Origin of the sequence: Hymenobacter sp. BT188 (genome assembly GCF_014333585.1) — a bacterium.
Taxonomy (GTDB): domain Bacteria; phylum Bacteroidota; class Bacteroidia; order Cytophagales; family Hymenobacteraceae; genus Hymenobacter.
On the sequence record NZ_JACSCW010000001.1, the window covers coordinates 275,139 to 294,014 of the forward strand.

Genomic DNA, 18,876 nt, shown 5'->3' on the forward strand with positions numbered 1-18,876 from the left:
TAGCGTAATAAATAAGACCGTCATGCAGAGCGGTAGCGAAGCATCTCGCGTGCTGATGCTGGAGTACTATTATTACTACCGCGAGCGAGATGCTTCACTACCGCTCTGCATGACCGCCATTGGGTTACATTAAAAAATTGCACTTAAGGAAAGCTTCGCGACGTAGAATTAAGTAGGCGCCGGTGCCGGATTCTGGTCGGGGAGCGGCGTGAAAGGCGGTGCGTCTACGGAAGAGGTAAGGGCAGGGGCGGAGTGGTTCTGGTGATACTGCTCCAAGGCTTTGCGACCCAGCAGGCGAAACACCACCGGCGTGACGATGATGTCGAGTAGGGTGGAAGATAAAAGCCCCCCAAGTATGACCACGGCCACCGGATACAGGATTTCCTTGCCGGGCGCGTCTTTGGCCAGGGTCAGTGGCACGAGGGCCAGGGCCGCGACCAGCGCCGTCATCAGCACGGGCACGAGGCGCTCCAAGGAGCCGCGCAGAATCATCTTATCGGAGAACGATTCGCCCTCTTTTTCCACCAGATGGATGTAGTGGGAAATCATCATGATGCCGTTGCGGGAGGCAATGCCGGTGAGCGTGATAAAGCCAACCAGCGAGGCGATACTAAGCGTGCCGCCCGTAAGCAGCACCGCCGCCACCGAGCCGATGAGGGCCAGCGGAATATTGAGCATAATCTGGGCGACGAGGAGCCAGGACTTGAAATGAGCGTAGAGCACCAGAAAAATGCCCCCCAGCGAGAACAAACTCAGCCACAAAATCTTGCTGCTGGCGGCCTGCTGGCTCTCAAATTGCCCCCCATAGGTGAGGTAGTAGCCCGTGGGTAGCTTCACCTGCTCGCGAATGCGCTGCTGCATTTCCTGCACGGCGCTGCCTAGGTCGCGGCCCGCTACGTTGGCCGAGATGGTGATGCGGCGCTGGGTGTTTTCGTGGTTGATGGTATTGGGGCCGGGCTCGTAGCTTACGTCGGCCACGGCGCTGACCGGCACGAAGCCGCCGCTGGGCGTTTCGAGGCGGGTGGCAGCAATCTGGTTGAGGTCGGCGCGCAGGGAGTCGGGCAGCTTCACGATGAGCTCGAAGCTCTGTTGGCCCTGCAAAATGCGCGACACCACGGCACCCTGAAACAGCGTTTCCAGGTCCTGCACTACTTCGCCCCGGGGCAAGCCAAGGGCGCGAATAGCGTCTTCGCGGGGCCGAATAAGCAGCTGGGGCACCTGTACCTGCTTTTCAACCTGCAAATCAACTACGCCCGGCACTGTGGCGGCCACGTCCCGAACTTCATTGGCGTAGCGGCGCAGTTCCAGCAAGTCGTTGCCAAAAACCTTGATAGCGACCTGAGCCCGCACGCCCGACAGCAGGTGGTCGAGGCGGTGGGAAATAGGCTGACCTACGTTCACGCTGACGCCTTGCAGCAAACTCAGGCGCTGACGCAGATCATTTAGGATTACGTCTTTTTCGCGGCGCTCCAGGCCTTCTTTTTCCAACTCTTCGTCCGTTTTGAAGGCTACCTCAATTTCCGAGTTATTCACCGATTCGGCGTGCTCGTCCAACTCGGCGCGGCCAGTTCGGCGAGCGGTGTAAGCCACTTCTGGCACTTGCAGCATCTGCTTTTCGGCAATGGTGCCGAGGCGGTTCGATTCGGCCAGGGACGTGCCGGCGGGGGCCGAAAAGTTGATGGTAAGTGAGCCTTCGTTGAAAGGCGGCAAAAACTCGGTTCCGAAGAAAGGCACCGTGGCCGCCGCCAGTACAAACAGAAGTCCCGTGGTGCCCAGAATCAGCTTGGGGTGCCGAAAGCCGAAGCTCAGCAGACGCGTATCCTTGGCCTTCAGCCAGCGCACCAGGCGGCTGTCCTGCTCGGCGTGCATCTTCATTTTGGGCAATAGATAGTAGCACAGCACCGGCGTTACGGTTAGGGAAACGAACAGGGAGGCGATAATGCTGGTAATGTAGGCTACGCCCAGCGGCGCAAAAATCCGTCCTTCCATACCCGACAGCGCGAACAGCGGCAGGAACACGAGCACCACGATGATAGTAGCGTACACAATGGAGTTACGCACCTCGCTGGATGCCTCATAAATCACCTGCAAAGCCGGGCGTGGCTGAGCCAACTGCCGGTTTTCGCGCAAACGCCGAAACACGTTCTCCACGTCCACAATGGCGTCGTCAACTAACTCACCGATGGCAATTGCGAGTCCGCCCAGCGTGAGCGTGTTGATAGAAATGCCCCCCAGCTTGAAAACCAGGGCCGTAACGAGCAAGGATAACGGAATGGCAGTAAGCGAGATAATCGTGGTGCGCACATTCAGCAGGAAGGCAAACAGCACAATGACCACCAGAATGGCACCGTCGCGCAGGGCTTCTTCCACGTTGGTAAGCGAGGCGTTGATGAACTCGGCCTGCTGAAACAAACGGGTATTGAAGCGCACATCGGCGGGCAAGGAAGGCTGCAAGTCGGAGAGGGCGGCTTCGATCTGGCGGGTAAGCTCGGGAGTGCTGGCGCCGGGCTGCTTCTCAATGCTAAGAATGACGGCCGGCTGGCCGTTTACGCTGCCATCGCCGCGCTTAAAACGTCCCCCAAACTGCACCGTGGCTACTTGTTTCACCGTGACCGGCGAACCGTTGCGGTAGCTCACGATGATGTTCTCAATATCCTCCACGGAGCGCAGCCGACCAAGGTTGCGAATGAGAACTTCCGAGCCATTGCGGTCGAAAAAGTTGCCCGTGGTATTCAGGTTCGACTGGCGCAGCGCCTCTTCCAGCTGGTTGATAGTTAGGCCCGTAGCATTAAGGCGTGGCAAATCAACGAGCACCTGATATTGGCGCTGCTCGCCGCCAATGGGAATGACTTGCGCCACGCCCGCAATGCTGAGCAGGCGCTGACGAACGGTGTAGTCGGCGAGGGTACGCAGGTCGGCAGCGTTGGTCTGTTGTTCTGGTTGTAGCTGGTTCTGGGAGGCAATTGTGTTCCTCGTTGCAGGCGGCGCGTTTCCACTGGTCAGGCCGACGAGCATAATCTGGCCCATCACGGAGGAAATAGGGCCCAATACCGGCGAAATGCCCTCTGGCAATTGCTCTTGCACGGTTTGGAGCTTCTCGCTCACGATTTGCCGGGCTGTGAAGATGTCAGTGCCGTAGTTAAATTCGATGAACACCATGCCCAGGCCCACGGCCGAGTTGGAGCGCACCGCCTCCACGCCGGTGGCGCCGTTTAGGGCCGTTTCTACGGGCCGCGTCACGAGGGCTTCTACCTCTTCGGGAGCCATGCCGGGCGCTTCCAGGAACACCGTCACGCGGGGGCGGTCCAGGTCGGGCAGCACATCTACGGGCAGACCGCGCAGGGTAGCGAAGCCGCCGATGAGCAGCGCCAGGGCGAAAGCCAGCGTGAGCAGGCGGTTTTCGAGGGAAAAACGAATGATGCGGTCGAGCATAGCAGGGGCGCGGGTTGTTCTAGTGGGGCCTCACCCCCGGCCCCGGTTCGCTTGAGGCGCGAAGCCTAGGGGAGAGGGGAGCCACGGCGGTTTGAGGTTTAGAGGAAGTTTTTATTCAGTCAGGCGGTCATGCAGAGCGCAGCCAAGCATCACGCGTGCGGATGTTGTGGTAGTAACTCACTCCATTAGGCGGTCATGCTGAGCGGAGTCGAAGCATCTCTACCGCTTCGTTGAGCAACACCGTTGAGAGTAGTAACCAGTAGAGATGCTTCGACGAGCGGACGCCAGATCTAGCATGACTGCCTGTTTTGATTGAGTTACTATTCATGCGTCAGCACGCGTGATGCTTGGCTGCGCTCTGCATGACCGTCATTACTGATTCAAGTACACCGACTTCAGCTGGTAGGTATTCTGCGTTACCACCCGCTCGCCTTCGGTTAGGCCTTCGGCGATGGTGGTTTGCTGATCGTCGGCGGCACCGGGGCGGATGTGCCGGAGCTTGAAGACTTCGGGGGCGGTGTGCACAAAGACTGCCGGGCGGCCGCCAACGTCGGTGACGGCGCTGGTAGGCACGGCGAGCTGGGCCGCGGCACCACTGGTTTGCACGCGCACATTCACGCTTTGGCCAGGCCGGAGCGCAGAGCTGCCTTGCACGGACAACACCAGTTCGCGGGCCTGATTTACGGGGTTGACCACATTGCTGAATGATACCAGGCGGGCCGTTGCTGAAGTGCCGCCCTGCAAACCTTCAATGACAAACCGGCTGGCTTCATTCACCTGACTCATATCACCGGCAAACACCTGGGCCTGCACATACAGCTGGCTGGGATTGATAACGCGCAGCAGCTCGTCGCCCTGGTTTACCTGCTGCCCCACGGCCAGCCCAAACACATCGACAGTGCCAGTGATGGGCGCCCGCAGCTCGGCACGGCGCTGGCTGCTTTGGTTGTTTAAGATGCCGGCGTTCTGGCGGGCTTGGCGCAGACGCAGCTCGGCGGCAACTACATCTTTGCGGGCCGCTATGTCCTCGATGCTTTTGAGGCGGGCGTAATCCTGTTGGGCTCCGCGCAGCTCGGCCTGAGCATTAGCGCGGTCGGTGGCCAGCCCGATCTGCTCGGTGGCGGCCAGGGTTTGATCGAGCACTGCCAACACCTGGCCGGCCTTCACGTTCTGACCCACGCGCACATTCAGGGATACCAGGCGGCCGGTTTGGGGCGCTACCACGCGGCCCTCGCCGCCGGGCGCGGCCGTCACCTGGCCGAGCAAAGTACGGCGGGTGAGCAGGGTGTCAGAGGCAACCAGCTGGGTGCGAATCTCGAACAGAAATTGGCTTTCCTTGGGCATAATTACCTCATCGGGAGCGCCCGAGCTAACCCCGGGAGCACCGGAGGCGGTTTCGCCGTGGTCTTCGCCGCCGTGAGCCTCCAGTGGGCGCGGCGGGGGCAGGAAAACCGCAAACAGGCCGCAAAGCAGAGTTGTCAGCAGCAGGCTGGTCGCTTTCCAATGGCGGAAGGATAATTTTTGAGATGTTTTCATGAGTGTACCAAAGGCGGTTGAGCGTTGGTGGCGCGGGTCCGGCGGCGCAGGAGCAGGGCCGTGAGGGCGATACCCGCTAAAAAGCCCCCCAGCAGCAGCAAACCCATTTTCCAGGTCAGGAAAGGCTCCGTAGCGGGCGTCGCCGCCGCAACAGGAAGTTCTTTGCCTACTTCTATGCCTTTGAGGAGCATCAAATCGGCTCGTTCGCCGGCTACAATGTTCACCGTGAGGCTATAAGCTTTGTTAGCTGGGAAATGGCCTTCTACCAAATACTCCCCCGGACCTTGGGGCGTAGCCGCAAACTGGAGCTTGTCGTTTTCGGGAACCGTGAAGGTGAGGCGGGCGCCGGAAATGGGCGCGTTAGTGGCAAAGTCTGATACAAACAGGCGTAGGTGAGCCGGCTCGCCGGCCTTTATCGGCTCGTAGCGCAGCAGCAGCTCAAACTGCGTCGACTGGCTCGTAACCGAGAAATACTGTGCGCCCGCCGCCGTGGCCGTGGCGGTTTCGCCGTGGTCTTCACCACCGTGGGCATTGGCGGCGGGCGCCCCCAAACCGAGAAGGCCAAGCAGCAGAAAGACAAACAGATACGTTTTCATTGGCCGCGTAAAAAGTTAAGTTGAATAAGTGCTTCCTGGTAGCCGCGCACCGCGTCGAGGTAGTCGGTGCGGATTTGGAAGGCCTGATTAACGCTCTGCACAAACAGGTAGTAGCTCACTTCCCCGGCCTTAAACAAGCGCTGGGCCGTGCTGACAATGGTCTTGGACTGAGGCAAACCGGTCTGCTGAAAATAGCGCACACTGGCCTCAAACTTAGCTACGTCGGCCAGGGCCTGTTGGTACTCGCGGCTGACTTCCAGCGTGGTAGCGGCGCGCTGCGCGAGCGAAGCCTGCAACCGGGCATCGGCGGCCTGCACCTGTGAGCGGTAGGTCCAGAAGTACAGCGGCAGCGACAAGCCGGCCTGGAAACGGTTCCGGACCGGCGAATCCCGCTCGCCCTGATTTTGGTAGCCGAGCACTACGCCCGGCAGCGCCCTCGCCCGCGCCAACCGCAGGTTCAGCCGACTCACTTCAATGTTCTGCGAAGCAAACGCCAGCTGTGGATTAGCTTGCAACTGGGCGCTATCAGGGGGCACTATGGCATTGCTGGGAGGCAAAACCAAGGTTCCCAAGCCCATTAGATCGGCGCCGGTGGTCAGTTCGGCGGTGGGCTGGCCCAGCAACAAGCCCAGCCGGACTTGGGCGGCGTGGCGGTCGGCGGCGGCTTGCTGGAGGCGGTTGGCGGCCTGCCGCGACTCGGCCTCGGTGCTCACACGCTGCAAATAATCGACTTCGCCGGCGTTGTAGAGGCGCTCCGAGGCAGTGGCGAGCGTACGCAGCAAGCTATCCTGGCTGGCAAGCTGGCGCTGCTGGGCCTCAGCAATTTGCAGAGCCAGATAGCTCAGGCGCACATCGCGCTGCACGATATTGCGACTGATCTGCTGGTTACGTTGCGCCAGCGTCACCTGCGCCCGCCCAACCTGCGCCTGGCGCGTGTACACGGTCGGAAACTCAAACGTCTGCTGAGCGCCCAACGTGTAAAATGCGCCCGTGGGACTTTCCACGATAACACCCGGATTTATCAGCGAAAAAGCCCCCCGCCGCAAGGCCTCCTGCTCGCGCTGCTCCGCCCCCGACTGCCGCAACACCGGGCTTACCCGCAAGGCGCCAGCCAGGGCACTATCGAGGCTGATTACTTGCTGAGCGTGCGCGGGAAGCGTAAGCAATAACACCCCAAGGGCTACCAGGAGCCTGATTGTGGGGCGTTTATAGTGATATGCAAGGAGGTTGTTCACTGAGAGAAGGACCTGTTGTTACTTCTTAGTTTCTGACTACAAATCCAGCCCGTTGATCATGCTTAGCAGCGCGCTGCGTGACGGTTCTGTGGGGCTTTCGGGAAGGCGCTTGCTTCTAAACAGCTCAGCTTTGCTTCACCAGGTCCATGTTGCACACGGGGCATTTGCCGGGCTTGGTGCTCGCGCTGCCTTCGCATTTCATCGGGCACTCATATACTGCACTCGTGGCTTTGGCCGCACCGCCGTGCTGTTTCAGCCACTCATTGAACTGCTGAATCTCCTTTTGCTGCTCCGTAATCATCTGTTGGGCCATCTTCTTTAGCTCGGGGTCGGTGCCCTGGGCTACTTCCAGTTTGGCCATGTCCACGGCGCTTTGGTGGTGCACGGTCATCATCATTGCAAAGTCCTTGTCCACGTCGCCAGTCGAGGTCATCGGCATCATCATGGGCTTCATAGAGGCCATCATAGCCTGCTGAAACGGATCTTGAGGGTTCTGCGGATTATAGTTTTTGGCAGCTCCATCGAGGCGCCTAGCGGCGGCGTCCAACTGGGCAATTTCTTTCTTCTGGTCAGCAATAATCTTTTCAGCCATCTGGCGCATGGTCGCATCCTTGCCGTTTTTCAACAGCACTTCCGACATATCAACTGCGCCCTCGTGATGAGCCATCATGTGGTGAGCAAAGTCGTGGTCCTTATTGCCCTCGGGCTTGAAGGAATGCATCTCCTGCATCATATTGGCCATAGCCCCCGTCAGCGACGAGGTTGCGCCACCGGTGCTATCGGCTGCCATGCCTTCCATGGTGTGCCCGGCATGATCTTCCGTGGCAGCAGTGGTAGCGGTGGTGGTTTCGGAAGTTGTCTTATTGTCGCAAGCGCCTAGTAATAAAGCCGCTAGCGCTGACGAAAAAAGCAGGGAGGTTTTCATGGGAAAGAAAGGTTAAACCAAAAAAGGAACAGGAATACGCGTTGATTATGATTTACGCTCCAGCTTCATCCCACACTTGGAGCAGTCGGCGGGCGTGGCGCTGATTACTTCCGGGTGCATGGGGCATACGTAGGCGGCCGCAGTAGCATTGGCGGCCGGAGCTACGTTCACGGTGAAATCGGCGGTGTGAATTTGCCCCCCATGATTGAACTGGAGGAATACGCGGTAGATGCCGGCCTGCTCGAAGCCCGTTTGGAAGCCGATGCTGGGGCCACGGTTGGCGCCCGCGTCGCCGGGGTGCACGTGCAGGTATTTCTCCGTGTCCTCGCTGATGATCACCATGTGCCCTAAAGCGCCGAGGTAGTTATCGAGGTTGGTAACGGGCTGGCCGTTGCGGGTCACGTTCACTTGCAGGGCCAGGGGCTGTCCTACCTGCACCGCCTTATCGAAGGAGAGCTTGGCTTCGTAGCCATCTTTCTGCCACTGCATTTGGTCTTTGGTAAACTTCACCGGGGCTTTTTTCGCGCCGGCTACCGTCACCACCTGACGACCAAGCTGGTGGGCGCCGCCTTCGGGTTGATAATCCTGGTATAGTACGTAGTCGCCGCCGGTTTTGAAGGTAAAGGGCACATTGTACTTACCATCGGCCGTGAACTCTGGGTGTTCGTGGAAGAACTCCGACAAATCTTTGCTGACGATAATGAGGTGAATTTTCTTCTCGTGCACCACGGCCAGCGGCACGGGCGCCTTTTCCTGGCCTTCTATCTGCGGCAAGAATGACAGCGTAACAGGCTTACCAGCTTCTATTTGAGTAGGCTGAGAGGCGAAGACCATACGGTAAGTTTTGCCGTCGTTGCCAGCACCGTCGGTGTGCTCCAGGTTCATGCCGCACTTAGGGCATTTGCCGGGCTCGTTGCTCACCACTTCCGGGTGCATGGGGCAAGTGTATTGGTGCTCGCCGGAGTGGGCGGCGTCATTTGCGCTGGTGGCGTCGGTGGGGACTTCGGTGCCGGTGGAAGGCTTGTCGGAGCAACTGATGGTGGAGAAGGTGAGGCCGGCTAGGAGCAGGCCTAAGGGAAACAGGGTTTTCATAAAAGGAGAGGGTTGGGTAAGCGAAACAGAGTGCCCTGGGGGGCTTTTTTGCAGCAGTAATAGACGGAAATGGGGCGCTAAAGTGGCGAAGCCAAAGATCGGAAAGGCACGCAAAAAGGTCCGCGCCAACCCACGGCTAAGCCGGGGCAGCGCGGACCTTTGCAGACGCGAAACCTTAAATCGTGAGCGATCCGATAAATACGCGGATGTCCGGAATTTTGGGCTTGAGGTGGGCCGGCGGCACCAGCAGAACTGGCATCGTGCGGTCCCAGGCCTCGAAATGAGCCAACGCGAAGCTGCTGGCCGGCGGCAGTGCCAAATACAGCGGCATGGCCTTGTCCAGGCTAAGCTTGGGCGGATGCGTTAGGGAGGCGAAAAACGTCGCGGTTTTGTCGCGGCAGCACTCATCTTTCTGCCCTTGATCATCGCCCAAAGCTTGGCCCTGATCATGATGATGGGGCGTGGCTTTGTGCTCGTGTTGGTGCGCAGTGGCGTGGCTATGGGCAGGAGTGCCAGTCAGATGACTATGCTGCTTTGTGGCTGCCAGATGCTGCGGTAAGCTGCGGGCCTGCACGCCAAAGCACAAGCACAGAAACTGCACCGCGAATACGCTCAGAAAGACCCCCAGCAAGCTGGCGGCCACTCGGCGACGAACGGAGGCAGTGAGTTTGTACATGGCGAATACCTAACGACAAACTTACGTCAGTTGTTCATTGCTAAGCAAATCAGCATTGGTTAGCCACTTTGGGTTGGCAGTTACTCACACGGCGCACAGAGGGCGCCTGGCGCAGCTGTAGAGGCTTTTTTGTTGATGTAATAGCTGGCTTGTCCCATAGTTATATAAACCGCACGCTTAATTATATACACCTTTTGAGGGCTATTAGACTAGAGTTAGAGCACTGAACTAGTTTAATCTTTTAGCTCTCTAACTCCAGATTAATGAACTACTACTCTACTCAACGCTTTTAAAAGCTTAGCTGCGAAGGGACATGATTCTGTACCTCCTGACGAGAATTGCGCACCGCCATCTGGACCTGACCAACGTTACTTTGAGTGTCGGTTTGGACGCTTTCTGTCCCGTCTTTTGTTACCACTGAAATTCCCTGTTCTATGAATACTCCGTCAGCACCATTACCGCAAGTGCCGACTCCCGGTGAGCCGGCAAATTTGCCCCCCAGCGCCGATACAGAAACCGCGACGCTCAATATTGAGGGCATGACCTGCGCTTCCTGCTCCAACTTTGTGGAGCGGGCGCTGAGTCGGACGCCCGGCGTACAGCGCGCCACCGTGAATCTGGCCAGCGAAAAAGCGACCATCGAATACTTGCCCGCTCAGATAGATAGAGCCGGTTTGCGCGCTGCTGTGGAGCAGGCGGGCTACGCCGTGCACGAGCCCGTGGCGCCGATGGCAGCCGGTGTGCTAGGCTCCGACGACGAGCTAGCTCAGCGCAAAGCCGCCGCGTATCGTAAACTGCTGCGCCGTTTTTGGGTGGCGGTTGCGCTGGCTGCTGTCATCATGCCGCTGTCCATGATTATGCTGTGGCCGGCGCTGATGGAGCGCGTGTCGATGCCGGTGCTCAACTATGTGCAACTGCTGCTGACGCTGCCAGTGCTTTTGTACAGCGGGCGTGAGTTTTACGTGTCGGCCTGGAACGGACTGCGCCACCGCACCGCCAGCATGGATACGCTCATTGCCGTGGGCACGGGAGCGGCTTTTTTGTATAGCCTCGCCGCTACCTTGGTGCCAGGCTGTTTTATGCGCCAGGGCCTGATGCCGGAAGTGTATTACGACACTACGGCTACTATTATCGCCCTTATCCTGCTCGGCAAAGTGCTGGAAAGCCGGGCCAAACAGCGCACCTCGGCCGCCATTCGGGCGCTTATGGATCTGCAAGCCAAAACTGCCCGCGTGGTGCGCCACGGCCAGGAAGTGGATATTCCGGTGGAAGAAGTTCGGCTGAATGACATCGTAATCGTGCGGCCTGGTGAGAAGGTAGCCACCGACGGCGTCATTACCGAAGGCCGCTCAGCCCTGGACGAAGCTATGCTGACCGGCGAAAGTCTGCCGGTAGAGAAGAAGGTTGGGGACCCGGTATTTGGCGCTACGCTGAATAAGACTGGTTCCTTCCGCTTTCAGGTAACCAAAGTGGGTCAGGAAACGATGCTGGCGCAGATTGTAAAGCTGGTGGAAGAAGCCCAAGGCAGCCGCGCGCCCATCCAGCGCCTTGCTGATAAGGTGAGCGCCGTGTTTGTGCCCATCGTGGTCATGATTGCCATTGCCACCTTCGTTGTTTGGTTTCTGGCGGCGCCGGAAGCTACTCGCTTACCGCTGGCTTTGGTCAATTTTGTGGCAGTACTCATCATTGCCTGCCCTTGTGCGCTTGGGTTGGCCACGCCCACGGCCATCATGGTCGGGACGGGCAAAGGCGCGGAGCATGGCGTGCTGATTCGCAACGCGGAAGCGTTGGAAAAAGCCTATCAGGTAAACACCGTGCTGCTCGACAAAACCGGTACCATCACCCGCGGCGAGCCCGCCGTGACGGACTTTGTTACCCTGAATTTGCCCCCCAGCAGCGACCAGACTTCCGTGCTGGCCGTGTTGGCAGCGTTGGAGCGGCAGTCGGAGCACCCGTTGGCCGAGGCCGTGGTACGCTACGCGGATGCGCAAGGCGTGGCATCATTGGCTGCTACCGATTTTCAGGCCTATGAAGGTCGCGGCGCTGGTGCAACAGTGGAAGGTCAGCAGGTAATTATTGGCAACCGTCGGCTACTGGAGGAACACGGTGTTTCCGTTTCGGGCGCAGCGATACAAGCCGCTGACCAGCTTTTGGATGAGGCCAAAACAGTGCTCTACGCGGCCATTGGGGGGCAAATTGTAGCCTTGTTTGGCGTAGCTGATACGATACGTGAAACGTCGGCCGCAGCTATACGGGAGCTACAGCGGCAAGGCCTGGAAGTAGTGATGATGACCGGCGACAACCAGCAAACCGCCGCCAAAGTAGCCCAACAGGTTGGCATCACGCGCTTTTTTGCCGAAGTTTTACCTCAGGACAAAGCCGGAAAAGTGAAGTCGCTACAAGCCGAAGGCCGCACGGTCGCTATGGTCGGCGACGGCATCAATGATGCGCCCGCGCTGGCCCAGGCCGACCTAGGCTTGGCCATGGGCGGCGGCACCGACGTGGCCATGGAAGCCGCCGGCATCACCCTCATGCGCTCCGACCTTACGGGTGTTGTGACGGCGTTGCGCTTGTCGCGCCTCACCATGCGCACCATTCGCCAAAACCTGTTTTTCGCCTTCATTTACAATACCCTCGGAATTCCCATTGCCGCCGGCTTGCTGTATCCTTTCACCGGCTGGCTGCTCTCACCCATGCTCGCCGCGGCTGCTATGGCTCTCAGCTCCGTATCGGTGCTGACCAACTCGCTGCGCCTGCGTGCCGCAAAGGTGTAGCTGGGGGGGCATTTTTCTGATAACTATATCTCCTCCATCTGTCATCCTGAGGAACGAAGGACCTTATCGCAGTAGAACACTTAGCGTTACAACGACGTGTTCGAGCGTGAGAAGGTCCTTCGCAAGCTCAGGATGACAGACGGGGTTAGGATGACAAGCAAATTATTTAGAAGATCATGGACACAACCGAAATCTTTGTTTTACTCGGAGGCGTGGCCTCCATTGGCTTCGTTGGCTGGTTTTTCTTCATGGCCCCGCACCAGGTAGCCACGGCCGTATCGTCGAGCAGCGGCGTGCAGCAGGTCGATATTGTGGTAAAAGGGGGCTATTCACCTGATGTGATTGAGGTGAAAAAGGATAAACCCGTGCAGCTCAACTTTTACCGCGACGAAGACAACAGCTGCTCCGAGGAACTGCTGCTGCCCGACTTTCAGATCCGCCGTGAGCTGGCGCCTTTCCAAACGACGGCTGTGGAGTTGTTGCCCCGGCAGGCGGGCACGTTCGAGTTTACCTGCGGCATGCACATGCTGCGTGGTCAACTCGTTGTTAAATAACCGCTTACAGATTTGGACTGTTGGGTTGCTGCCCGCGGTATTTTATATTCGACCTTATTTGCGAAGCTGGGGGGCTTTTTTTCGACATTGGGGGGCATAATTAAGTAACTACGCCGGAGCTATCCATCGTATGCGACTGTTACAAAGCCATGACCGAAACCGACCCCTTCCGCCGCCCCGATCTGCTGCGCCTGCCTTACGATGAATACCGCGCCCTGCCAGCCATTGCTAACTCCGACCTCTCGCGACTGCGCGATGCCCTGAACGGCCGCTACCAGAAGCCGGCTTCCATGTCGGGCGCTTTGGGATTAGGAACCGCCTTTCACACGGCCCTGCTGGAGCCAACGCTGTACGAGCCCGGCCTGCCCGGCATCAACGATACGCTGGTGTGGTGGATGGTGGAAGGCGTGCAGCTCAACCCCGAGATAAAGCAACTATTGGCTACCGGCGTGCCTGAGCCCAGCTGCATCTTCACCGAGCCCACTACCCAAACCGTCTGTAAGCTGCGCGCCGACTTAGTAGTGCCCGAAACCGACCGCGGCTACACCATCATCGACTTCAAAACCACCAACGCCCGCGACTACGACCACTTTCTGTGGCAGTGTTCCGGCTACGACTACGACCGCCAAGCCGCCTTTTACCTCGATGCTCTCCACGCCGATCGGTTTTTGCTGGTAGGCGTGCAAAAAGTGGAGCCTTTCAAACTCTTCACGGTAGAAGTGTCGCGGACGATGCTGGGGGAAGGCCGGGCCAAATACCTGCGCCTGCTGCACTTGCTACAGCCCAAAGCTGATGTGCCCGCTTATTTATCAGAGGCTGTGCGTGATATTACCGAAGGCTTGAACGGGGGGTAAGGTGTTGGAGAAACTGCTGCATTAGAGAAGGCAGTCCTACTCCCGCCGGTCATGTAGAGCGAAGCATCTCGCGTGCTGATGCAGGATTACTAATCTAACGGCGCACGCGAGATGCTTCGCGCCGCTCTGCATGACGGGCTAGGAAGCGAAGAGGTGTGGGATTTTAGCGCCAAGCCTGTACACTTCGCTGAACATCAGGCTTTACTGCGGCTGAAAACGTGCTTGACTTTCTGGAGCCACTGCGGTTCTTTTACTTCGTCTTCCAGCAGAAACGCATACGGGTGCAGGGCGGGCACGTGAGAGCAGATGATGCGAATGATGGCAAATAGCGGCTCAAACAGAATCATACCGGGCACGCCCCAAATCAGCTCACCCAGCACGAGGGCTACAATAGTGAAGATGGGGCTCAGATTCAAATTGGCCCCCATCACCAGCGGCTCGATAATATTGTTGTCGATAACCTGAGCGGCCACCAGAATCCCGACTGTCGGCACCACTTGGCCCGATGAGCCACCTATAAGGGCCATGACCACCGGAAAAAGCCCCCCAACGAATGCGCCCACGTACGGAATAATAGTAGGGAAAGCGGCAATAAGCCCCAGCAGTACGGCATTCTGAAGACCAATGATGGCAAAGCCGATGGCGTAAAAGACAGCCAGAAAAACAGTAGAAATCAGGCGACCTGCCAGGTACTGGCCCGATACCTGCCTGATCTGGTGGAGCATCCGGGCATACTCGGATCGGTTTTCTGCGGGCGCCAGACGCAGCAAAAACTCCCGGAACTTGCCGCGTTGCCACAGCAGAAAAAACAGGTACAGCAGCACCAGCACAAAGCCCCCCAACAAACCAAAAATACCTTTCAGGGAAGTAGTGAGGTACTGGTTGGCCGACTGCGCAATCTTGCTGATCTGCTCCTGCACAAACTGAATCTGGACTTTCGGCGTCACGCCAAACTCCCGCTGAATCAGTTGCTGGCCCTGGTTGAGAAGCTGCTGAAGCTTGGCCTGAATCTGGGGGAGTTGCTCGGATATATTGGCCGCCTGCTCACCAATGGCCCAGCCCATGGCAGCCAGCACCAGCAACAGCAGCATAAGGCAAAGGAAAGAAGCAAGTCCGCGCCCCAGCCCCCAGCTTTCCAGCCGCCGACTAACGGGTGACAGCAGCATGGCCAACACAATGGAAAACGCCACTGGAATCAGAAACAGTCGGCCGTAATAAAGTAGGGCCAACGCCAGCAAGGCGAGAAGCAGTAAACCATTGACACGAGCCAGAGAGATGCTTCGCATGCAATATGAGTTAGTGGCAGGTAGAGCGCACCCGCCGGGAAAGGCTCGCCCTCAATACGTTGCCCGGCTGGCAGCGTTTATCAGTGTCAACTTGTTAAAGTTGCCCCCCAGCAGCGTCTGCACCTGCTAGCCCGTTTGGGTCGTGATGTTCTGCACCGAAAAGCCGGCCCCCAGCAGGGCTTCGCGTATATCATCCTGACCGGGCGCATCGGGGTGGGTAACGGCTACTTCCACTTCGCCGGGCTCTATCCGGTCTACGAGGAGTTTTAGCTCGGTGAGCAGCTGGCGCACCTGCCCGATGCTGTCAGTATCCTGCATTGCATCAATTTGGATGACGTAACGGACCAGCTGGTTCGGGTTGACATTAGGAGCGGGAGCAGCCATAAGATGGGACAAAGTGAGGAATACAAACCAATATGCTTACTGCATCTGCTGGTGATGTGTTATGCTGAGCTTCGCTTGAAGCTGACGCTCAGCTATCGTACGTAATAGTGGCTATTTCAACTACTTCCTCTTTCGGCCCGAGGTGCAGCGCGACGTGTTGCCCCAGCTTTGCTCCCTGCACAGCCCGCGCAATAGGCGCCACAAAGGCGATTTTGCCTTCCGCAATGGAGGCTTCATCAACGCCCACCAGCATAAACTTCCGCTTCGTTCCAGGCTTGCCGCCGCTCACGGTGCGCAGCGTGACGGTTGCGCCAAAGCGCACTTCATCGGCGGGCTGCTGGCGCGGGTCTACCACTTTGGCGCTGGCAATGCGGGCGCTGAGGTCGCTGAGGCGGCCGTTGAACAGGCTCAGCAGGCGGGTGCGGTCGGCGTCGTTGTCGCGGTTAGCCTCGGCCTGGGCGCGCTCCGCTTCCAGCTCCATAAGCTCGGTGCGGAGCAGCTCCAGGCCGTGAGGCGTCACGTAGTTGGGCGTGTCGGGTGGCAGGGCCGCCCGCGGCGGAATGATGGGCGGCTGCTGGGCGTCGTCTTCTTTGGTAAATGCTCGGCTCATGCTGCTTGCTAACGCAGAGCCAGAAAGCGAGTTGCAACTCGTGGTCTGGGGGGCAAATACTTGGGTCCGCAGCTTGGTGTTAGCTGGATATCTTAACCCCGGCTAAATCTTGAAACCAGCGCTGTAAGCAAGTAGATACCAACAAGTAGGTAAAGCAAACCCTCACTCTTTAATCAACCCAATCATATGCCATGCAGAGCACCGCGAAGCATCTCGCGGGCTGATGAGAGGTTAGTAATCCATTCCAAAAGGCAGTCATGCTGAGCTTGCTGAAGCATCTCTCTTGGTTACTATTCTTAACGAAGCCGCAGAGATGCTTCGACTCCGCTCAGCATGACGGTTAGTTTGGCAACATAAGCCCGCGAGATGCTTCGCGGTGCTCTGCATGACTGCCTTTATCAATGCAACCCCAGCATGCAGGATGCTTCGTCGCCGCTGGATGCACTTACTGCTCTGCATAACACTCTTTATAGAAAAGCGCCAGCCAATTTTAATCAGTTGCGGCTTCTCTGGTATCTATTCAGATTGATTGCGTTGCCGCCACGCATACACCCCAGCCGCCACGCCCGCAACCAGTGCCGCGCCCAGCCACGCTTTACTTCCAGCCGAAGTTGAGTCGGCTCGGTGGCCGCCGGAAATATTGGTGCCATGTGGGGCGGGCTGGGGGGCAAATATGCTGCCTTCGCTTACCGGCGCCGGATCAGCATTGCGCTGCGCAATCTTAAAAAAGCGCAGCATAGACCACTGTGTAACATTCGGCGCTACCGCCCGGAACACCCGCATTACCCGACCCGACCAGCCCACCATCACGCTGGGGCGGGGCCGCTGAGCCAGAGCCACCAACGTATCAGCAACTTGCTGGGGGGCAAATATGGGCGGGACGGGCTTCACCACCTTCCCCGAATAGTTGGCGCTATGCTGAAAGCCGGGCGTATCCACAAAAGCCGGATACACGCTGCACACATGGATATCGGGCGAGTCGAGTAGCTCGGTGCGGAGCGCTTCGGCCATGCCCCGCAGCCCAAACTTGCTGGTGCTATAGGCCACCGTATATGGCATTGGTACCCAGCTCCCTAAGGAGTTCATAAAAATGAGAACGCCATGCTGCTGCCGTTTGAAGTAAGGCAGCACCGCATACGCCCCGTACAGATTTCCCAGCAGATTAACCCGCAAAACTTGCTCGTGCGCTGCCAGTGGGGTTTTGTCAAATTCGCCTACCGCACCCGTGCCCACGTTATTTATCCAGACGTCAATTTGCCCCCCAAAAGCCGCTGCGGCTTCCGCAAGCTGCGCTACGGCTTGGGCATCGGTCACGTCGGTGGGTATGGGGAGGGCGGCGGCTCCCAGTCGTTGACACTCAGCGGCTACTTCGGTCAGCACTTCAGCGCGCCGGGCCGCCAGCACGAGGCGGGCGCCGTGGCGGGCAAACGTGAGAGCCGCTGCCCGGCCAATGCCGCTGGAGGCGCCCGTGATAACCACCGTGGCGCCGCGTAGATTACGCTTTCTCATTGCTGGAAGGAATAAGAGGGAAGTACCCTAGAGTCTAACGGGCTGCTAAGTGCGGAGTTATAGCTCAGCTTGTTGCCTCGAAGCCTACTTCCGCTTGCCTATAGCGTACTGAATGCCCCCCAGAATATGCTGCAGAAACAGCGGTTCCTGGTAGCTTTCATTGGTGTGGCCGCCAGCGGTATAAAAAGCCCGGCCGCCGTCAAATTCGTGGTGCCAAGCAATGGGGTGCGTGGCTCCGTTGGTGCCGCCGGAGTAGGTGGTCTCATCCAGCGTAGCCAGCACGGTAATGGTGGGCTGAATGTTCTTAAAGTTGTACCACTCGTCGGTGCGCGGCCAGGTATCGGGCAGGAAAGACGTAGCACTATGCGCTTTGTTGGTGACGCGGATAATAGCTGGCTGAATGGCCGGATGACTGCTAAAATAGGCCCCGACCAAGCGGTTGTACCAAGGCCAGCCATACTCGGTATCGGTGGCGGCGTGAATGCCCACAAAGCCTTTGCCGAAGCGGATATATTGCTCAAAGGCCGCCTGCTGCACATCGTTGAGCACGTCTTGTGTGGTACTAAGAAACACGACGGCATCGTACTGCTTTAAATTGTCAGCAGTGAAGGCATCGGCATTTGCCGTTGTATCGACTTTTATTCCATTTTCCTGCCCCAACTTCTGAATGGCAGCCCGCCCAACAGGAATAGATTCGTGTTTGAAGCCAGCGGTTTTATAAAAAACCAGAATGGCGGGTGCTGGCGCGTCCGGCGGCGTAGAATTGGTGGCCGAGGTAGAACAGCCTGATAAAATTCCACAAACAAGAAATAGTAGTAGCTGTAGGCTTCTCATAGGATGGAAATAGAGGTCAAAAAACAGGTATTTAGCAAGTAATTAATTGCGTCAATGCAGTTACTAAAACTACTCTGGCGTAAAATATTTCGCTGTCAGTTGGCTCCTAATTAGTGCTGGGAGAGGCTGGCCAGTTTGCCAATTTAGTAGCAGTTTCTGTTCCCGTTTTCGACTGAACTGGATGAGGTTGTATATACTAGCCCCCGCAAATCCCCCGCCCGCGCTAGTAACCGCCGTTGTTGCCAGACTGGGTAGCGTGCTTTCGGTTTTGAGCATCACGGGAAACCATAGTGCTGTAAAGCCCAAGCCAATTACGCCGCCAAGTCGGGAATGCTGGCGTTGCTCCTGAAAAAGCCGACGAATGGCTAGTACTGTGTCGGCCTGCGCCATTTGGAGCTGGGTAACAATTGCGCCAATAACTGGCGTAGGAATAGCAGTTTGTGCGACGCCGGAAAGCGCCGAAAGAGACAGTGATACAATAGTTATCCCAGTGAATAAAGTCTGATTCATAAATAGATTTTTTATGTAGGTATATAGGTGCTTATAAGGCTGAACGCTAGTACTCTGCAAAAAGGTATA

At 57.8% G+C, this 18,876-nt stretch carries 16 protein-coding genes; 3 read left to right on the forward strand and 13 right to left on the reverse strand.

The genetic code is table 11. The annotated features are described in order from the left end of the window. Nucleotides 1–168: 168 nt before the first annotated feature. The 7 genes from H8B13_RS01155 to H8B13_RS01185 form a co-directional block, all read right to left on the reverse strand. The gene (locus H8B13_RS01155) at nucleotides 169–3,432 is read right to left on the reverse strand and encodes an efflux RND transporter permease subunit (RefSeq protein ID WP_187308996.1); all 3,264 of its coding nucleotides are present in this window, start codon (nucleotides 3,430–3,432) and stop codon (nucleotides 169–171) included. Between the two features lie 372 nt (nucleotides 3,433–3,804). Further along, entirely contained in the window at nucleotides 3,805–4,968 is a 1,164-nt protein-coding gene (locus tag H8B13_RS01160; RefSeq protein ID WP_187308997.1) for an efflux RND transporter periplasmic adaptor subunit, read from the reverse strand. Further along, nucleotides 4,965–5,564, reverse strand: a complete 600-nt coding sequence (locus H8B13_RS01165) for a hypothetical protein (RefSeq protein ID WP_187308998.1) — start codon at nucleotides 5,562–5,564, stop codon at nucleotides 4,965–4,967. Before H8B13_RS01165 ends, H8B13_RS01160 begins: the two co-directional genes overlap by 4 nt. Beyond that, the gene (locus tag H8B13_RS01170; RefSeq protein ID WP_187308999.1) at nucleotides 5,561–6,799 is read right to left on the reverse strand and encodes a TolC family protein; all 1,239 of its coding nucleotides are present in this window, start codon (nucleotides 6,797–6,799) and stop codon (nucleotides 5,561–5,563) included. The genes H8B13_RS01165 and H8B13_RS01170 overlap by 4 nt, the downstream gene beginning before the upstream one ends. 124 nt (nucleotides 6,800–6,923) lie before the next feature. Then, the gene (locus tag H8B13_RS21070) at nucleotides 6,924–7,724 is read right to left on the reverse strand and encodes a DUF305 domain-containing protein (protein ID WP_187309000.1); all 801 of its coding nucleotides are present in this window, start codon (nucleotides 7,722–7,724) and stop codon (nucleotides 6,924–6,926) included. Between the two features lie 45 nt (nucleotides 7,725–7,769). After that, on the reverse strand, nucleotides 7,770–8,816 hold the full coding sequence (locus tag H8B13_RS21075) for a heavy metal-binding domain-containing protein (protein ID WP_187309001.1): 1,047 nt from the start codon (nucleotides 8,814–8,816) through the stop codon (nucleotides 7,770–7,772). A gap of 175 nt (nucleotides 8,817–8,991) precedes the next feature. Then, entirely contained in the window at nucleotides 8,992–9,492 is a 501-nt protein-coding gene (locus tag H8B13_RS01185) for a hypothetical protein (protein WP_187309002.1), read from the reverse strand. 434 nt (nucleotides 9,493–9,926) lie between these two features. Here H8B13_RS01185 and H8B13_RS01190 point away from each other — a divergent pair, with 434 nt between their 5' ends. From H8B13_RS01190 to H8B13_RS01200, 3 genes are all read left to right on the forward strand, one after another. Beyond that, entirely contained in the window at nucleotides 9,927–12,266 is a 2,340-nt protein-coding gene (locus H8B13_RS01190; RefSeq protein WP_187309003.1) for a heavy metal translocating P-type ATPase, read from the forward strand. Between the two features lie 176 nt (nucleotides 12,267–12,442). Next, nucleotides 12,443–12,820 (forward strand): cupredoxin domain-containing protein, encoded by a 378-nt coding sequence (locus H8B13_RS01195; RefSeq protein ID WP_187309004.1) that lies wholly within the window; start codon nucleotides 12,443–12,445, stop codon nucleotides 12,818–12,820. A gap of 149 nt (nucleotides 12,821–12,969) precedes the next feature. Further along, on the forward strand, nucleotides 12,970–13,674 hold the full coding sequence (locus H8B13_RS01200) for a PD-(D/E)XK nuclease-like domain-containing protein (protein ID WP_187309005.1): 705 nt from the start codon (nucleotides 12,970–12,972) through the stop codon (nucleotides 13,672–13,674). A 194-nt stretch (nucleotides 13,675–13,868) separates the two neighbouring features. Here the strand turns inward: H8B13_RS01200 and H8B13_RS01205 are convergent, their stop codons facing one another. The 6 genes from H8B13_RS01205 to H8B13_RS01230 all read right to left on the reverse strand — a co-directional run bounded on the left by H8B13_RS01205 (nucleotide 13,869) and on the right by H8B13_RS01230 (nucleotide 18,807). Further along, nucleotides 13,869–14,960, reverse strand: coding sequence for an AI-2E family transporter (locus H8B13_RS01205; protein ID WP_187309006.1), 1,092 nt, complete (start codon nucleotides 14,958–14,960; stop codon nucleotides 13,869–13,871). A gap of 126 nt (nucleotides 14,961–15,086) precedes the next feature. Then, the gene (locus tag H8B13_RS01210; RefSeq protein WP_187309007.1) at nucleotides 15,087–15,344 is read right to left on the reverse strand and encodes a hypothetical protein; all 258 of its coding nucleotides are present in this window, start codon (nucleotides 15,342–15,344) and stop codon (nucleotides 15,087–15,089) included. A gap of 88 nt (nucleotides 15,345–15,432) precedes the next feature. Continuing rightward, the gene (locus tag H8B13_RS01215; RefSeq protein WP_187309008.1) at nucleotides 15,433–15,954 is read right to left on the reverse strand and encodes a GreA/GreB family elongation factor; all 522 of its coding nucleotides are present in this window, start codon (nucleotides 15,952–15,954) and stop codon (nucleotides 15,433–15,435) included. Nucleotides 15,955–16,470: 516 nt separating this feature from the next. Further along, nucleotides 16,471–17,463: an SDR family oxidoreductase gene (locus tag H8B13_RS01220; RefSeq protein ID WP_187309009.1), complete on the reverse strand. Its 993-nt coding sequence runs from the start codon at nucleotides 17,461–17,463 to the stop codon at nucleotides 16,471–16,473. 84 nt (nucleotides 17,464–17,547) lie between these two features. Then, on the reverse strand, nucleotides 17,548–18,297 hold the full coding sequence (locus H8B13_RS01225) for a ThuA domain-containing protein (protein WP_187309010.1): 750 nt from the start codon (nucleotides 18,295–18,297) through the stop codon (nucleotides 17,548–17,550). Between the two features lie 69 nt (nucleotides 18,298–18,366). Next, entirely contained in the window at nucleotides 18,367–18,807 is a 441-nt protein-coding gene (locus H8B13_RS01230) for a hypothetical protein (protein ID WP_187309011.1), read from the reverse strand. Nucleotides 18,808–18,876: the final 69 nt, after the last annotated feature.

Bases quoted from the DNA above. Each gene is read 5' to 3' on its own strand.
- H8B13_RS01220 (WP_187309009.1), bottom strand. From the start codon at position 17,463: ATGAGAAAGCGTAATCTACGCGGCGCCACGGTGGTTATCACGGGCGCC.
- H8B13_RS01195 (WP_187309004.1), top strand. From the start codon at position 12,443: ATGGACACAACCGAAATCTTTGTTTTACTCGGAGGCGTGGCCTCCATT.
- H8B13_RS01215 (WP_187309008.1), bottom strand. From the start codon at position 15,954: ATGAGCCGAGCATTTACCAAAGAAGACGACGCCCAGCAGCCGCCCATC.
- H8B13_RS01160 (WP_187308997.1), bottom strand. From the start codon at position 4,968: ATGAAAACATCTCAAAAATTATCCTTCCGCCATTGGAAAGCGACCAGC.
- H8B13_RS01155 (WP_187308996.1), bottom strand. From the start codon at position 3,432: ATGCTCGACCGCATCATTCGTTTTTCCCTCGAAAACCGCCTGCTCACG.
- H8B13_RS01205 (WP_187309006.1), bottom strand. From the start codon at position 14,960: ATGCGAAGCATCTCTCTGGCTCGTGTCAATGGTTTACTGCTTCTCGCC.
- H8B13_RS01225 (WP_187309010.1), bottom strand. From the start codon at position 18,297: ATGAGAAGCCTACAGCTACTACTATTTCTTGTTTGTGGAATTTTATCA.
- H8B13_RS01210 (WP_187309007.1), bottom strand. From the start codon at position 15,344: ATGGCTGCTCCCGCTCCTAATGTCAACCCGAACCAGCTGGTCCGTTAC.
- H8B13_RS01190 (WP_187309003.1), top strand. From the start codon at position 9,927: ATGAATACTCCGTCAGCACCATTACCGCAAGTGCCGACTCCCGGTGAG.
- H8B13_RS21075 (WP_187309001.1), bottom strand. From the start codon at position 8,816: ATGAAAACCCTGTTTCCCTTAGGCCTGCTCCTAGCCGGCCTCACCTTC.
- H8B13_RS01165 (WP_187308998.1), bottom strand. From the start codon at position 5,564: ATGAAAACGTATCTGTTTGTCTTTCTGCTGCTTGGCCTTCTCGGTTTG.
- H8B13_RS21070 (WP_187309000.1), bottom strand. From the start codon at position 7,724: ATGAAAACCTCCCTGCTTTTTTCGTCAGCGCTAGCGGCTTTATTACTA.
- H8B13_RS01185 (WP_187309002.1), bottom strand. From the start codon at position 9,492: ATGTACAAACTCACTGCCTCCGTTCGTCGCCGAGTGGCCGCCAGCTTG.
- H8B13_RS01230 (WP_187309011.1), bottom strand. From the start codon at position 18,807: ATGAATCAGACTTTATTCACTGGGATAACTATTGTATCACTGTCTCTT.
- H8B13_RS01200 (WP_187309005.1), top strand. From the start codon at position 12,970: ATGACCGAAACCGACCCCTTCCGCCGCCCCGATCTGCTGCGCCTGCCT.